The organism is uncultured Campylobacter sp., assembly GCF_937996225.1.
Taxonomy (GTDB): domain Bacteria; phylum Campylobacterota; class Campylobacteria; order Campylobacterales; family Campylobacteraceae; genus Campylobacter_B.
In genome coordinates this window covers 1-16,058 of sequence record NZ_CALKTC010000040.1, presented here as the reverse complement: position 1 = coordinate 16,058, position 16,058 = coordinate 1, and the positions used below count along the sequence as shown (strand labels likewise).

At 47.5% G+C, this 16,058-nt stretch carries 12 protein-coding genes and 2 pseudogenes; 1 reads left to right on the top strand and 13 read right to left on the bottom strand.

All coding sequences use genetic code 11. The features are described from left to right. Window positions 1–219 (top strand): annotated as a pseudogene (locus Q0174_RS05095) (hypothetical protein); the annotation flags it as partial. Window positions 220–1,067: 848 nt separating this feature from the next. On the opposite strand, the gene Q0174_RS05090 reads toward Q0174_RS05095, so the two are convergent. From Q0174_RS05090 to ccsA, 13 genes and pseudogenes are all read right to left on the bottom strand, one after another. Further along, window positions 1,068–2,654, bottom strand: coding sequence for a subtype B tannase (locus tag Q0174_RS05090; protein WP_298042055.1), 1,587 nt, complete (start codon window positions 2,652–2,654; stop codon window positions 1,068–1,070). Between the two features lie 228 nt (window positions 2,655–2,882). Continuing rightward, complete coding sequence (locus tag Q0174_RS05085; RefSeq protein WP_298042054.1) at window positions 2,883–3,377, bottom strand: TlpA disulfide reductase family protein; 495 nt, start codon at window positions 3,375–3,377, stop codon at window positions 2,883–2,885. Continuing rightward, window positions 3,374–3,811 carry a hypothetical protein gene (locus Q0174_RS05080; protein ID WP_298042053.1) on the bottom strand — a complete coding sequence of 146 codons (438 nt, stop codon included), beginning with the start codon at window positions 3,809–3,811 and terminating at the stop codon, window positions 3,374–3,376. The genes Q0174_RS05085 and Q0174_RS05080 overlap by 4 nt, the downstream gene beginning before the upstream one ends. 246 nt (window positions 3,812–4,057) lie before the next feature. Next, window positions 4,058–4,696, bottom strand: a pseudogene (locus tag Q0174_RS05075) (ABC transporter ATP-binding protein); the annotation flags it as partial. 1 nt (window position 4,697) lies between these two features. Continuing rightward, complete coding sequence (locus tag Q0174_RS05070; RefSeq protein ID WP_298042050.1) at window positions 4,698–5,831, bottom strand: FtsX-like permease family protein; 1,134 nt, start codon at window positions 5,829–5,831, stop codon at window positions 4,698–4,700. After that, window positions 5,818–7,062: an ABC transporter permease gene (locus tag Q0174_RS05065; RefSeq protein ID WP_298042049.1), complete on the bottom strand. Its 1,245-nt coding sequence runs from the start codon at window positions 7,060–7,062 to the stop codon at window positions 5,818–5,820. The genes Q0174_RS05070 and Q0174_RS05065 overlap by 14 nt, the downstream gene beginning before the upstream one ends. Further along, window positions 7,062–8,480, bottom strand: a complete 1,419-nt coding sequence (locus tag Q0174_RS05060) for a Fe-S-containing protein (protein WP_298042048.1) — start codon at window positions 8,478–8,480, stop codon at window positions 7,062–7,064. Before Q0174_RS05060 ends, Q0174_RS05065 begins: the two co-directional genes overlap by 1 nt. A gap of 391 nt (window positions 8,481–8,871) precedes the next feature. Then, on the bottom strand, window positions 8,872–9,393 hold the full coding sequence (locus Q0174_RS05055) for an iron transporter (RefSeq protein ID WP_005869331.1): 522 nt from the start codon (window positions 9,391–9,393) through the stop codon (window positions 8,872–8,874). 14 nt (window positions 9,394–9,407) lie between these two features. After that, entirely contained in the window at window positions 9,408–11,339 is a 1,932-nt protein-coding gene (locus tag Q0174_RS05050) for an FTR1 family protein (RefSeq protein ID WP_298042047.1), read from the bottom strand. Window positions 11,340–11,558: 219 nt separating this feature from the next. Then, window positions 11,559–12,662, bottom strand: a complete 1,104-nt coding sequence (locus Q0174_RS05045) for a c-type cytochrome (RefSeq protein WP_297880687.1) — start codon at window positions 12,660–12,662, stop codon at window positions 11,559–11,561. Window positions 12,663–12,664: 2 nt separating this feature from the next. Continuing rightward, window positions 12,665–13,924, bottom strand: coding sequence for a cytochrome bc complex cytochrome b subunit (locus Q0174_RS05040; protein ID WP_298042046.1), 1,260 nt, complete (start codon window positions 13,922–13,924; stop codon window positions 12,665–12,667). A 9-nt stretch (window positions 13,925–13,933) separates the two neighbouring features. After that, entirely contained in the window at window positions 13,934–14,440 is a 507-nt protein-coding gene (gene petA / locus Q0174_RS05035) for a ubiquinol-cytochrome c reductase iron-sulfur subunit (protein ID WP_177387024.1), read from the bottom strand. 747 nt (window positions 14,441–15,187) lie between these two features. Continuing rightward, window positions 15,188–16,058 (bottom strand): cytochrome c biogenesis protein CcsA (ccsA, locus tag Q0174_RS05030; protein WP_298042044.1); only part of this gene is annotated, 871 nt, incomplete at its 5' end.

Below are 16,058 nucleotides of genomic sequence, written 5' to 3'. Positions count from 1 at the left end.
GAAAATCAAAACGTAAATATCATCGCCGCGCCCAAATACGCAAGCGAGCGGCTGAACTTTAGCGAGGATGAAATTTTGCGCACTCTTTCGCGCCGTCCGCAGCGCACGAGCGACGTGGAGGCGATGTTTGACGAAGCGAGCGCGCAGCTTTTAAAGCGTCTTGCGGATGCGGGCAAGGTTGTTTTTAAAGACGGTTTTTACGAGATTGCAAAAGGCTAGGCGTTAAAATTTTAAAAGCTCTTTTGCGGCGCGGCGAGGGAAGGGCCTACATTTACGTCGTAGCAAATGGTGCTGCCGCACGCCGAGCTAGAGAGGCGGTGTAAGGAGAGCTAGCGTTAAATTTAGCGCCGAGTTGCGCCGCTGCAGCAAAGGTGCTAGCACACCCGGTTTGGGAAACGATGCTACACGGTATGCGTTGGTCTTTAATAGGCTAAGTGCCGTTAAATTATGAAATTTATACACACGGCGCAAAAATACAGACCCTGAGCGGCACTTTTTGGGCGCCGGTGGATTATTGAAGTAGGCTTAATGGATAGCAAAAGCGGGCTTGGACCTGCAGAAAATTGCGAATGCACGCCTTAAATTTAGCCTGATTACCGTGCTTGCTTGGGTTTTTGCGTTTATTTTGGCGAATTTTAATCGCCTGCATGCCGAATACGCGCTCATGCGCGATACCTGCGTGCTCAAATATCTGCGATCGGATAGTATAAACGCCGCGAAATTTTATCGCATATTCAGTCTTTAAATTTAAAATTTAGCCTGCAGAATTTGATTGTGCCGAAATTTAGCGCAGATCGCGCTAAAGGCTCCAACATAAATCGTCGCGACCGATAAAATTTAATTCGCGCCGTTTTGCCTCGATAAAATTCTATGGAATTTTTTGAATGGTGGCTGCAAAATTTCAAGCCGTTGCGCGCCTTGCGGCGATGCTAAAATTTTGACGCGATAGAATTTCGCAGCGGAATTTTACGCCGCGCCTGCGTATCTGCTAGGGAGAGCTTTAGACGATAAAAATTTTACGGCAGAGCTGCGGGTAAAATTCTAAATCTAAAGTAAAATTTCGCCCGTTAAGCCTGCTGCGCGACTACTTTGTCGATCCAGTCAAAAAGCTCATCCAGATCGTAATCTCCGCCGTGTCCTTGCCCCCAAGGCACCGCAAAATCGACGTTCTTGCCCGCATTTTGCAAGCTAAGCGCCAAAATAGCGGGGATCGCAAGCGCCGTATCGCGATCGCTCGCGCCGTGGCGGATGCGGTAATGCTTCGCGCCGTTTTCGTTGCGCACGAAGCTCATCGCATCCATCATCTCCACGAGCTGGGCATCTGCGATTAGCACCCCTTTGGCGGGGTCATTCATCGCGCTAAAATCCGTAAAATGCGCCGCGTTAAATTTAGCGCCGCCGAACAGCTCGTTTTCGGGATTTTCAAGCGCAAAGCCGTCGAATGCGGGCGGGGTCTTGGCGCGCGGCTCGGAGGTCGCGTAGCCCCAAAAAAACATATGCGATTGCGACGCGTCGTCCTTTATCTTGGCGGCGAGGTATAGAGGTGCCTTCGCGCGCGGATTTTTCGCCGCAAAATTAGCAAACGAGGCCGATATGAGCCCGTTTATGTAATCTTTGAAGCTGCCGTCGCCGTTTTTATCCAGGCTTAGCGCGCGGCCGCCCCCGTGCTTTAAGCTTAGCGAGTTCAGATAGGCGGGGAATTGCGCCTTTAGTTCGTCTGAAATTTTAATCTGTGCCGCGCTTAGTTTGCCGCTTAGCATCTTGCGAGCGGGCTTTGCGGCGCTTTGATTTGCGTCTTTTTTGGAATTTGCTTTTAGATCGCCGCCGCTAGAATTTTCGCCCCGCTCGTTAAATCCCGCCGCATCAAGGCCGCTAAAATCCATCTTTTCATATTCGCTCTGCGCGCCGAACATCCACTCATACGCCGCGTCCGCGTGCTTTAGATTTGTGATCGGGCAGTATGCGGACGCCGCGTAAATTTTATCGCTCGCCTTTGCAGCGCCCAGCTCCTGCAGATACGGCTCGTACGCGGCCTCGTCTCCGCTCGTGCCCAAAAGTGCCGAGAGCGCTCCGCCCGCGCTCATGCCGTTTGAGATTATCTTGTTCGCGTCCCCGGGCATCGCCGCGTCGTTAAATTTCAGATACCGCACGGCCGCCTTTAGATCGACGATCGCTGCGGGCGCCTTGCCGATATAATCGCCGTTTGCGCCTTTTAGCGTGCGTCCGCGCGCTGCGGGAGCGGCTACGACGTAACCGCGCGAAAGCGCCGTAGCGATTGCGTTTGGTTTGCCGCTTTCGTCTATTTTGACCTCGCCCGCTTCGCCCGGCATGTAGCCGCCCACGCCGTTTGGCAAAAATATCGGCGCGCTCGCGGCGTCAAATTTGCCGCTCTTGCGCCCCTCGAAATATTGCTGCGGGATGAAGATATTCATGCTCTGATAGTGCGTGCTTACGGGTTTTGCGACGTAGATTATGTTTTTGTAGGCGCGAAATTTTATCTTTTTGCCGCCTACGATCACGCTTTCTTGCGTAAAATTTGCGGCGTTAAATTTCAGATCTATTTGCGCGCTCTGCGTCGCCGCAGCCTCGGCGTTTAGGCTTAGCGCACCGCAAAGCATCGCGGCAGCGCCTAGGGCAAGGGATTTTTTACTCATTGACATCTCCTTTCTATTTTGATATCGCCGCTTTTTAGCTATTTAAGCAGCTTAGCAACAAAGCTAATTTTAGCAAAACTCGGCGAATACTTAAATCCGCTGCGCGTCTAAATTTTGAAATTTAAACGTAATAGTGTCTGAAAGTTGAAAGAAATTTAAAACTAGAAGTGTTAATTTTAGTGAGTATTTGCAGGCCCGCCGTAAATCCGGCTGCATCAAATCCACTCGTTAATTCATAAGCTTGAGCTGCGTTTCGAAGGCAGATTTGGGGTAGAGGCCGATGAGCTTTTTGACCGCCTTGCCATTTTTATCGTAGATCACCGACGTGGGGGTGCCGAAAATGCCGCCCACGATGGTTTCAAAGTATTTCACTGAGCTCGCACCGCTGACGCTTGGGAATTTTATCCCCTTTTCGCGGGCGACCGCGGCGTCGGCTTCTAAGCCTTTACCGTCGCCTAGAATGCCGATAATCAGCGCGTCGCCGTTAGCTTGCAGCTCGTTTAGCGCGGGTACTTGGGCTTTGCAAGCGCCGCAGCCGCTGGTATAGAAAAACAGCACGAGCGGCTTGTCGTTGCCCTCGATCTTTAGCGTGCGCTCGGAGGGGTCGAACTTAGAGGCGAGCGAGGTGCCATCAGTGCTTAGATGGTGCTTCTGTCCGTCGCAGCCTGCGAGCAGCAGCGCGAACACAGCGGCAGCAACTTTTAAATTTAAAAATTTTATCATCTAAAACCCGCCTTCGGGCGCGTTAAACCCGCTTTTAAATTTGCGTTTGAAATTTTAAAATTTATATCGCGATCTTTGCCGGAGTTTATATCGCGATCTGCATTAGAATTTATGCCGTGACGCATGCCGCGATCTGCGCTAGAATTTATATCGCGGTATGCGTTGAAATTTATATCTCGATCTATGTTAAGGCGCATGTCGCGACTCGCGCCGTAATTTGCGCCCGTGGCGTTTCGGCTTCTAAAATTTAGGTTTTTAAAATTTTTACCCACTCCGCTCGGTTTTGCGACGATGCTTGATCTTTTGAGGCAAATAGCTTCGGCAGGACGTGAGTAGCAAAGAGCCGCACCTGCTCGCGTGAGCTTTGTGCGGATCCAAAAAGAGCGCGGGCGGGCGGTGAAATTTTTAAATTTTAACGTAGCTTTATTTTTCATCATGCGAGCTAAATTTTATGCACCGGAATTTTGTGCATCCGAATTTTTGGCACCTTGATTTTTGCCGTTAGAATTTTCGGCACTCTGATCTTCGCCGCCAGAATTTTGCGAGGCGGGATTTTGCTCGCTCGCAGCTTCGGCGCTAGAGCTTTGCGAAGCGCTTTTGTTTGGATCGCGATCTGAAATTTTATCCTGCGAGCCGAGATTATGCTTCATCGTGCTTTGATCCAAAAGCTCTATTCGATCGAGCTTACCGTGTCTTAGGCGCACCACTTTGTCGGCAAATTTGCCGAGCTCTTCGTTGTGCGTGACCAAAAGCAGCGTCTTACCCTCGCTGCGAAGCGTCTGAAAGAGCTGCAAAACCACGCGCTCGTTGGCCTCGTCGAGGTTGCCCGTAGGTTCATCCGCGATGATGATGTCGGGATCATTGATGAGTGCGCGCGCGATGCAGACACGCTGCTGCTCGCCGCCGCTAAGCTCGCTAGGGCGGTGCGTGATGCGGTGTGCGAGCCCCACTTTCTCAAGTGCTGCCTTGGCGCTGTCTTCATCCACGCAGCTGTGGTAGTATTGATTTAACATGACGTTTTCGACGGCCGTTAGGTAAGGAATTAAGTGAAACTGCTGAAACACGAGACCGATCTTTTTGCGGCGAAATTCTAAAATTTGCTCGTCGTTTAGCGCACTCGCGTCGGCTCCGCCTAGGATATATCTGCCCGCGGTAGGGGTGTCCATCAGGCTTAGGATATTTACGAGCGTGCTCTTGCCGCTGCCGCTTGGGCCCATTATGCTGACCCACTCGCCGCTTAAAACGTCGAAGCTGATATTATCGAGTGCCTTGACCTCGCCGAAGTATTTGCAGATGCCTTCAAATTTTAAAATTTCCATGTCATTCCCTTAATAGATTCGCTAAATTCGGATTCAGCGCTTTTTTGATCGGATAGTAGCTTGCCGCGAGCGCAAAAATCAGGCTCAGCGCGACCGCCGCAAAGAGGCTAATCAGCCTAAAATCCACGCTGCTTGAAAATATCAGATGCCCGAGCAAGATCGCTAGCAGGTATCCCACGAATACTCCAGCTAGCGAGCCTGCGACGCAGACGGTTAAAATTTCGCTCAGGATTAGGTGGAGCAAATTTTGTTTGCTCGCGCCGATTGCGCGGATGAGCGCGAACTCTTTGATGCGCGAAAGCAGGATCGAGCTAAGGCTCGTGTTGATGCAGACCGAGGTGATCAGAAGGATCGTAATGCCGATAAGAAGCATCAAAAGCTTAATTTTGTTTAAGATGATGCCCTGGGTCTTGGATACCTTACCGATCGGCGCGAAGCTCATCTGCGCATCGCTTAGACTTTTTGAAATTTCGCTAAGCTGCTTAAAATCGCCGCTTACGATCGCTTCGGCGTAATTTACCTGCGCGGGTTGATTTAAAATTTTTTGCGCCAGCGGCAGCGAGATTAGCAGCATGCCGTCCTCTTTCTGCCCGTCATAGACGATGCCTTTTATCTTTACCTTGCTCGTTTCGTTTGAGCCGATCGGCGTGATCTCGATACTATCGCCGAGCTTCGCGCCCAAAAGTTTGGCGAGATCCTGCCCGATGAGCGCGTTTTTATCGTCGAAATCCACGCCTATAAATGAACCCTCTTTAAGATCCAAAAACGGCATCGTATCGCGCAGAGAGGAGAAATTTACCCCCATGATGATGCCTGAGTTTACGCCTAAATTTGCGCTGCCGAAAAGATATTTATTTGCGCTTTTTAGAGCTGGAATTTTAGCAAATTTCGCATCGAGCGCTGCTTCGTCCATATGGGAATTTTCTAAATTTGCGGGGCTTACGATTAAATTTGCGCCGTAGCTGTTTAACTCGCTGGCGACCTTTCTATCGATGTCGGCGTAGATATTTACGAACGCCGCACAAACTGCGCTGCCTAGCATTATCGCGACAAAAATCACGAAGCTGCGAATACCGCTGTTGATGATACTTTTAAAGATCGCGCTTCTGAAAAACGCGCCGTTATTTCCTGCCATAAAGCACCTCCGCAGGCAGTAGCTTGATTACTCCGCGTAGCGGCAAGATCGAGCCGATAATGCAAATAAGAAGTCCAAAGACTATGCTAAGCGGAAAGACCATCAGCGAGACGCCGATAAAGGAGCCAAAAATTTGATATGCGATCGCCCAGCTAAGCGCGTAGCCCACAACTGCGCCCACGAGTGAGCTTGCTACGCAGATGACAAAAATTTCGGCGGCGAACTGGATATAGATCATAAAGTTGCTCGCTCCCAGCGCCTTAAGCAAGCCGATCTCCTTTTTGCGCTTATAAATCTCGCTGCTTAGCAGGCTCGTGATGCAGATGCTTGAAATCAGCAGAGATAGAATACTTACGACACCCATTAAATTTTGAATTTTTTTCGTGATGCCGCTTTGAGCTTCGCTGACGCTAAGCACCGCCTTAGCAGTTGCGTTTGGATACTCCTCGGTGATCTGATATGCGATGGAGCTTACGTAGGCTGAGCAATACCAGGTCTCGTATTCTGTGGCGTCTAGATTATCGAGACTCCTTCTTGCCTTTACGGACAGATCGTCTTCCGGGATCGTCATGGCGCTAACTTCTGCCTTGGCGATGAGGCCCTCTTTGTGCGTTAGCTTTTGCACTAGCGATAAATTTGCGATCAGCTTTTTGGCTTCATCCTCCGCGCCGTGCAAAATCCCAACGACTTTAACCTCATAATCTCCAAGCTTAACCGTATCGCCGATCTTTAGCCCCAGCGCGTCGCCTGCGAGCACCTCATCCTCGGCGTCATCTTTTACCCACTGCCCCTCTACGCTCCAAAACGGATAGAGCGAGCGCACGCCCGATCTGAAATCAGGCTCGTCGCTAACGCCCACGTCCTTTTCGAAGTATGTCCCCACGACGTCGTAATCTCCCGCGCGGGTAGCTAAAAAGGGCGCAAAGGCGGTGATATTGTTGCGCCAAAAAATTTCTTTGATCTTATGCAGATCGCTCTCTTTTAAGAAATCGTCGTTCTTAAGCGGCGAGTATTCGCGTCCGCCTATCTCGATGCTTAGGCTTTGCGAGCGCGGTAGCACGACGATATTTGAGCCGTAGCTGCGTAGCTCCTTAGCGACCTGATCGCCGATTTTTAGCGTGATATTTAGCATGCAAGCGATCAGCGAAACCGATAAAAATATAGTCAAAAACGCTAAAATTTTGCTATCCCTGGAGTTTAAAATGGAGGATTTGATGATGCGTAAAAACATTATTTAAGCTCCTTTAGCGTGCCGTTTTCATCTACATAGCGCTCGGGGTGCGCGGTGAAGGCGTTTGCATTCGCTTCGCTTTCAAAAAAGTAGGTGCGTCCGTAGTAAAGATAGCTAAATTTAGAGGTGTTTAAAATTTCTTTTCTACTGACCGGATCGATCACCTTTTTATCCACGATCTCCGAGAAATAGGACGCGCCGTCCTCGATCGTCTTAAGCGCGATAACGATATTTTGCCCCTCTAGCTTATAATCCAGCGGGATCGGATTGCAGCCGCCCAGCTTGCCGACGCTCGGCAAAAAGATACGCACGTTGCAAGCGATGCAGATGAGCTCGTCGCCTTTTTTGATGTAGCCCATATCGCCGCAGATCGAGCACGCGTCAAAAACCGCGACCGGGGCAAATTTGTCCGTGAAGCGGTTTAGTAGAAAAAATCTGACCTTATGCCCGTCGTCGGTGACGTAGGCAAAGCGGTGCAGCTTGCCATCTTTTACGATGTTTGCATCGATTATGAATTCCGCGCCTTGCGGCTCGATAATCTTGGGCTCATCGATCGTAGGCGGTTTTGAAGCGACCAAGATATAATAAAGCCCCAAAAAGCTGATTAAAACCCCAAGCGATAAAATCAGGCTAAAATCTCTAAAAATGGCGAATCTGCCCGCCTTAACCTCTCTAAATTTTATAATGTCCGCTTCGCGAGGCACTCGACTTGGCGCACGAAATACCGTAAGTAGCGCAATTAGCGCGGCTATAAGGCAAAGAGCTAGCGCCAGATAGGAGTTGTTGTAATGGATAATTTTAGCGATGACGCTTAGAAACTCGGACGAGCCAATCGCGTTTGAAAGCCCTTCAAAGCCTCGCGTAACTAGCGCTTTGGGCGCGTCTGCCTGGCGCAGATCAAGGCCCAAAAAGCCGATTTTGGCAATAAAGGCAAACGCCCACGCGATGACGAATGACGCCAGCTTTGCACCTCTACTCGTACGCGCTAGAGCTGAGCGATAAATAAAATAGAATAAAATGAGCGCCAGCGCACCTAAAACCGCCATGAAGAGGTTGGTTAGGCTGAAGCTGTCCAGTAGCTCGCCGGAGAAAATTTTAAAATTCATCCCTATGAAGCGGTATTCAAATCCATACGCGCAGCCAAGAGCAAAAATAACTGCAGCGGTAAGATAGAATCGCTTAAGCCTAAACGCAAACAGTAGCGCGAGCAGCGTTAAAAGTGCGAGCGCGTCAAATATAATCTTGCCTGTATCGGCGTTTGCCGAGCGCGCAAATGCGCTAAAGCACAGCGCCCCGAATGCAGCTCCCAAAAGCGCGGGCAAAAACGATGCGCTGATAAAGCGCCTGCCGCCCAGATACGCGCTTAAAAATACAAGCGGAAACAGAGCCAAGCTTATGTGATAAAAAAATATACTCATCAAAAATCCTCATCGAGCCTAATGCGCGTAAATCGCCTCTAATTGCTTAAATTTTAAAATTTTAAAACCTACGCCGCTTTGTAAATTTTAAAATTTCAAATCCGCTTGCAAAAAATTTGCAGTGGCAAGAGCCGCCCGCAAAGAGAAATTTCGCCTCGCTATTGCTTTGGTTTTGTCTCGCCTTCGCGACGCTCTAAATTTAAAATTTTAAAATTTCAAGCCTCTTGAAATTTTAAAATTTTGCCGCAGCTAAAAAGATTCGTAAGCTTAAACGCATTAAAGCAAAAACGATGCGCTTTGACTGCGGCGTAGCGCCTAAATTTAAAGCGTGCGGCTAAACCCAATACCGCTAGGGCTCCGCCAAAACGGACTCGGCGGAGCCTGCTACGATTTACTCTTTAGGAGCGCCTGTGTATTGGAAGGTGTATTTAACCGAGAACGGCTCCCACCATTTGCCTACGCCGGTCGCTTTGTCTGCGTGGCGACCGAATCCGTTGGCGCTTGGATTTTCGATGTTGTAGGTTAGCTCGTAGTTACCTACACCGTTTACCATCTTGATATTGGCGCCGTAGTGAGGGCCGTCGCTAGCTACCATCGGCATGAAATTTCCCTTTTGGATCTTGCCGGTGTCTAGGTTTTTAAGCACGTAAGCGATCTTTAGGTAAGGGATCCACTCGCCCTCGCCAAATCCGTTTGCGTTGCCTTTGATAGCGTGGATATCCGCCTCAAGGTGGATGTCCGCCTTGCTAGGAGCTAGATCGATGCCTTTAGGCTCCATATCAATAGGCTGAAGATACACAGCAGCGATCTCCATTCCATTTTGCTCAATCGGCTCGCCGATCGGATGCTCTCCCGCCATTGCTATAACAGAGGCTAGGCTTAGCGCCAACATACCTGAAAAAATCTTTTTCATCTTTTCTCTCCTTATTAAGATTTGTTTTTTTGCTTATTTTTTAAGATCAAAATTCCTACGATCAAAAGTACGATCATCACCGCTTGCGGCACGAGGCTCTGGACGTAAGGATAAAATCCTATCCACGTAATAGTTGGAAGCCCGTCTATTACCGTAGGCACGAATACCTTGCCCTCGACTAGCTCCATCACGCCCTTGCCCACGAATACGACGGACATATAAAATATGATGACCGATGTAGCGATAAAAAATGGCTTGATAGCAATTTTAAGCGAGAATTTTTTGATGACGATATAAACTATGATAAGAGCCGCCAGACCAGCTACAAAGCCTGCTGCTACCATGCTGGTAGCTGCTGGACTTTTAGCATCGAAAAGTAGTGCCAGATAAAATAGCACCGTCTCTGCGCCCTCGCGATAAACCGCTAAAAATACCGTCCACCAAAGCATCTTGCTATCGCCAGAGCTTAGGCTGTTTGAAATTTGACCTTGGATATAGGCGCTCCACTTTTTGGAGCTTGCATTTGAAAGAAGCCAAAAGCCCACGTAAAATAGTAGAACTACGGCGATTAACATCACCGCGCCCTCCATCACTTCGCGCGTTTGTCCTGCATTTTCGCTACCGAAGATATAATTCAGCCCGTAAGCCGTAGCGATACTTAGCACAACTGCGACGCCAAGAGCGCTATAAACGATATTTAGGTGCTTTGAGTTGCCGGATTTTATAAGTAGAGCGATGACTGCGGCTACGATAATGAGCGCTTCAAATCCTTCACGCAAGATGATGATAAATGCGTATAAAAATAGATCCCAGTTGCTTGATTTCTTCGTTAGCTCTAGGCTTTGGGTAAGCTGATCAAATAGCTTATTTTGCGCCGCTACGATCTGCTCTTTGGAAGCGCCCGCGCGCATAAGAGCTGAAATTTTATTAAAACTTGCTTCGGTGTCTAGCTTAAGCTGAGTATTTTTAGCACCGACGATATTCTCCATGCCGCTCTCTTCATATTCATCAAAGTAGATATTGCCGCTCTCGTCGATCGCATCATCAACCTTGCCGCTCTCGTAAAGCTGCAAAACCTTAGTCATTTTGTCTTTGATATTTTGCACAATCGGCGTAAAATCCTTGCCCTCATCCTCGCTAGTATCGCTTTGAGCTAACGCAGTCTGTGGCGCTATGGAGTAGCTTTCTTGCGGCAAATCATTTACGGCTTTTAATGCTAGATTATCTAGAGCGTTTATCGCTTCGTCAAATTTTGATTTATCCGTATCGGCGTCCTCGCGCAAGAGATTTCCTATAATTTGCTGGATTGATTGATCGGTCTGAGATGAGACATATTTTCGCACTGCCTCCTCTAGACGTTCGTTGCGGTAGATATCAAATTTAGCGCGATTTAGCGCAGCTTTTAGCGCAGCAGTGTCTTTTTTATCAAACGCAGCTTTAGCGTTATCCAGCTCAGTTTTAAATTCCGTATAGACGCTCATCCAAGGCGAAGTTGTACCGGATGCTGCGGAATTTCCGCCTGAAGTTGGCGTAGAAGTGCTGCCGTCGCCTCCGTCTTGATGCTCGGCTACGAGACGATGACCAGATTCGATCACAGGCAGAACCTCATCAATCTCGCGATTTAGATTATCTATCATCGCTTGGATCTCGTTTAGAGGCTTTTCTGCTTTGATCGCTTTACGGATATCGCCGAATTGCTTCTCCATATCGTAGGATTTTTTCTGTCCCAAATTTATGCGGATACCAGCTTCTAGATTTTCAAAATGCCCAAAATACGCCTCTTGAGTTATCTTTCTAGCTTCAGAATTATTACCATCGACATAAAGCTTGATCGCTTGAGCAAATTTTTCTTTTATCGTCGCTGCTTCCGCACGATAATCCGTATCCGCAAAAAGCATAGCAAGCGGAAAAATTAGAGCTAAAACCGCAAATTTAAAAAATTTCATCTGAACCTTCTTGAGTTGAATTCATACATTAAATTTCAAAATCGAGCGGCAATTATATGTAGAAAAATCTTAAAAAGTAATAAAAAAAGCGGTTATCATAAAGCACGAAAGCGGCTAAATTCTCAATTGCAAGAGCTTTTTGATAGATGGAATTTAATAGAATTTAGGATATGGCGGAATTTTAAACGGCAGTCGGATTTTACTCCGACTGCTAAAATTTTAGTGAAGTTTCGACCAAATTTTGCTTTTCCAAAGACCTGCAAAAACAGAAAGGATCAAGAAATATATCATAATATTTATGGTCGTAGCTTCACGCTCGGCTTTTTTGCTATCGCCTACGTCAGCTAGATATTCCACGACCTTGGCTTCAGCGTTTTCGTTCAAGCCTACGCGCGGCATCGAAGTGCCTGGAAGCTTCTTTTGCGTATCGTTGATAAACTCGTGTAGATAGTTGGCGCCCTTGGAACGGATCATCATCGAAAGATCAGGAGGCGTCGAGCCCATATACGCAGCCAAGCTAGCCTTGTCGCTGGATGCAAAGAGCTTATCGTATTTGACATCGTGGCATCTTAGACAAGCATCCTCAAAAACTGCCTTGCTTAAAAGGAATTTTTTCTGCGCTTCGTCTAGTTCGGTGCCTTGTTTGATGCCGCTAGCAGCAGCCTCAGAGGCGATTAGTTTATCCTCGCTAGGAGCGAGCGACTTTAGATAGGCTACGATATCGGCGATCTCTTGATTTAGATCACCGCCCGCACCGAAAAACCCGGGCATCGGAAAAGGCTTTTCGTCACCAAATTTCTGATCTAGCTTAAGAGCCATGATCGGATCTTTGATGAGTGCAGCTAAGAATTTATCGGTATATAGATAGCCTGCGCTACTAAGATCCGGAGGATTGACGCCGTATGCGGCACTAGCGCTTGCTGCGTCCATAGGAGCGGGGATATTTGCACTTTTTACTCCATGACATGCGGTGCAGCCTGCATTTGTAAAGGTCTCGGCGCCGCGCACGGCATCGCCTTTGCTAAGATCGATTTTATTTATCTCATCCCAAAAAAGCACCGTTTTGTCTTGTTGCTCTTTCGCGCTGGCTAGGGCTTTTTTAGAATTTTTTATCATCGTCTCATCCCCGCCTTTTTCAGCTGCGGCCAAAGCGCTTTCAGCTGCGGCTACGTTATGCGCGGCTAAAGCCGTATCGCCTGCTGCAAAATCGTAATTTACCGGATCGGTGTGCGGACTGAGCTTAGTATGAGCATAAGGCTCGATAAACCAGTATAAAATTCCCACACAAAAAAGCACCAAGATTAGGGTTCTTATCTCTTTCATGGCTAGACCCTCTTTCTTTCTGCGATTGTAATTAACGGAAGCACTACGACGAGCAATCCGATATAGATGATTGATAAAGCAAAGCCCCAGTATTTGTTTTCGATACCGAGCTCCGCGCCGTCTGCAGGGAGCTTGCCGAAAAGGCTAAGCAGGATCATGTCGATTACTAAAATCCAAAACCAAATGAAAAACGCTTTGTTTTTGTGCGCAGGCGCTACTACGCTGCTGCGGTCAAATAACGGGATAAAAAATAGCGAAACTCCGGCAAATGCAAAGGCGATAAGCCCGATGTCGGCAGCTTTAAGCGGTCCTACATCAAAGTAAAATCCACGCAAAATTTCATACTCCCAAAGGAAGTACCACTCCGGATAGATATGCGTCGGGGTTTTGAGGCTGTTTGCCGGCTCGAAATTTATCGGATCCATCGCAAAATCGAAGTGAAAGCCGACCAGATAAAAGAAAAATATCATAAAGATACTGACGTAGAAAAAATCCTTCGCCAAAAAGCCCGGCCAAAACGGAATTACCTTGCTTTCGCTAGTTTTGCCCTGCAGATACTTCTCACCCTCGAGCTCAAAGTCAATCTCCTCACCGTCTAGGTTATTTACATGCGGAAATCTAAGCGAATAAAAATGCACCGCCAGCACCGCAACCACCACGAGAGGTAGTAAACAGACGTGAAGCATAAAAAATCGCGTCAGCGTCGGATCACTAACAGCGTAATCGCCGCGAATCCATTCGACTATTGCATCGCCAACTACGGGAATTCCACCGAATAAATTCGTAATAACCATCGCTGCCCAGTAGCTCATCTGCCCCCACGGAAGCATATAGCCGCTAAAAGCCTCCGCCGAAAAGATGATGAAAAGCAGCATTCCGCTTACCCAAATCATCTCTCGTCCTTGCTTATACGAGCGGTAATATATAGCTACTAAAGTATGAATGTATAAGATCAAAAATACAACCGATGCCGATACTGCGTGGATATGTCGCCATAGCCAGCCGTATTCGACCTCCTTCATAATCGTGAAATTTACGCTATCAAATGCTAAATTTACATCCGGCTTATAATACATCACGAGCATTAGTCCACTAACGAACAAAACTATAAATAGCGTCATCAAAATAACGCCCATCGCCCAAAGGAAGCTGATATTTTTAGGAATCCAATACTCGCTTACCATCACCTTGAAAAATTTCGTTACGGCAAGCCTTTGGTCGAACCAATCCCAAACTCCCGTAGCTTTTCTTATATGTGCCATCTGCGCCTCCTATGCTTTCTGCTTTAGGGCTTGGTATTCGGGGCCCTCTTCGCCTAAAACGAGTTTCGTTCCGTCGATTTTAAAGGGCGGTATATCCATAGGACGCGGCGGCGGACCGAACACGTTTACGCCGTTAGCATCGAAAATCCCACCATGACATGCACAGATGAATTGTTGCGTCGATGGCTTGTAGCTAGGAATACAGCCTAAATGCGTACAAAGCCCGATGCAAAGCGTATATCTAGCATCCCCTACGACGACATCGCGGGCATCGTTTTTAGGCATATCGGCGGTCTTTTTAAGCACGAAAATCGGCTTTTTGCGCCACTGCGTTTGATAAAGCTCGCCCTCTTTGATCGGACTTAAATCTACTGTAGTGACGCCGGCGGCGCGCACGCTAGGTAATGGATCCCACGATTTCTTCATCCCCACGAGTGCGAAAACGCCACCCACAGCGGCAACTGCGCCGAAAGTAAGCCCGATAAAGCCTCGTCTATCCTGTTTTAGATCAGACATCTTTATCCTTTCAAATTAAGAAATTGATAAGCGTCAATTTTAGCCAAATAAAGATTAAATCAATATGATTATAAGCAGAAATTTAGCTTAACCTTGCAAGCTAAATTATATTTTAAGATAATTTTAATGCCTAGCGAGGCGTTTTCGCAGTTTAAAATTTTATAAATTTTCAAATTCTATCATATTCTATCATGGCGCGGAATTTAAAATTTTAAAATTTTATCGCGCAAAAGTTGCTGCTACAATGGCGTGCAAAATTTTAAAATTTCGACATCATAAATAAAATTTCATAAAGCGCGAGATTTTAAATTTTAAATTTAAAAATGAGCATAGAATTTATAAAATCAAATTTTAAAATTTCACTGCTCGGCTATGGCAGCGGCGGGGCGAATTTTGCACTAGCGCGCTAGCTGAAATTTTAAAATTCTAGAATTCGTCGCACTTCCGTCGTATGAAAAAATTCCGCTAGAAGTAAAATTTAAAACATTAAAAACCCCATAGCGGTGCAAATTCCAAATCATTAGAATTTTACGACGCCTTAAAAATTTTAAGCATCAAAGTCCTGTCGCGATGCAAAATTTTAAAATTTAGCGCAATCGTGAGCCATAAAATTCTATAAAATTCTGCGGGATTTCAAAGCCCAGCCAAAATTTAAAGATAAATTTCATAAATCCATAAAGCCTCGGCAAGCTGCGAAATCCGGGCGAAATTTCAAAATTATTATTCTGAAATTTGGGCCCCACCTATCTAAAGTCTAGCCGATTTGCCCGAGCGGAAATACGCCGCGATCGCAAGAACCACCATCGAAGCGACCATCACATACGCCCAGCCGGGCACTGGAATGCGCTCGCCACTAGCGTATGAGTGCATGCCGCTTAGGTAGAAATTTACACCAAAATAGGTCATTATGACGCTAAAATACGCAAACATCGAGGCTACGGCAAAGGCGAATTGATTGTTGAGCTTGTGCATAAACCTAAAATGCACGACCACCGCGTAGATGAAAATCGTAATGAGCGCCCAGGTCTCCTTCGGATCCCAGCCCCAGTAGCGCCCCCAGCTTTCGTTCGCCCACACGCCGCCTAGGAAGTTGCCCACCGTCAGCAAGCAAAGCCCTAGGATCATCGACATTTCGTTGATGTGCGTCGCCTCCGTGATGTTACGAGCGATCTCTGGATTTTTCTTATCGAACAGAAACATCACGAGGGTGAAAATTCCAAGCAGCATGCAAAGCCCCAAAAATCCGTAGCTCGCGGTGATTACCGAAACGTGGATCGTAAGCCAGTGCGATTTTAGAACCGGCTGGAGATTGGTGATTTGTGGATCGATGTCACTAAGATGCGCGACCATCAGCGTAATGCCCGCCATTATCGACGTTAGCGCTAGCGAAATAGCGGATTTTCTCGAGAAAAATATTCCGCTTAGCGACAGCGCCCACGCGATGTAGATGAGCGATTCGTAGGAGTTACTCCACGGCGCGTGCCCCGAGACGTAGCCGCGCAGCGCAAGACCTGCAGTATGCGCGATGAAGGCGATAATATTTACGACGTAAACGAGCTTAAATGCGCCACCCAAGTGAAGCCCCGGCTTCATCATTCGCAAAAAGATAAAGATCAGT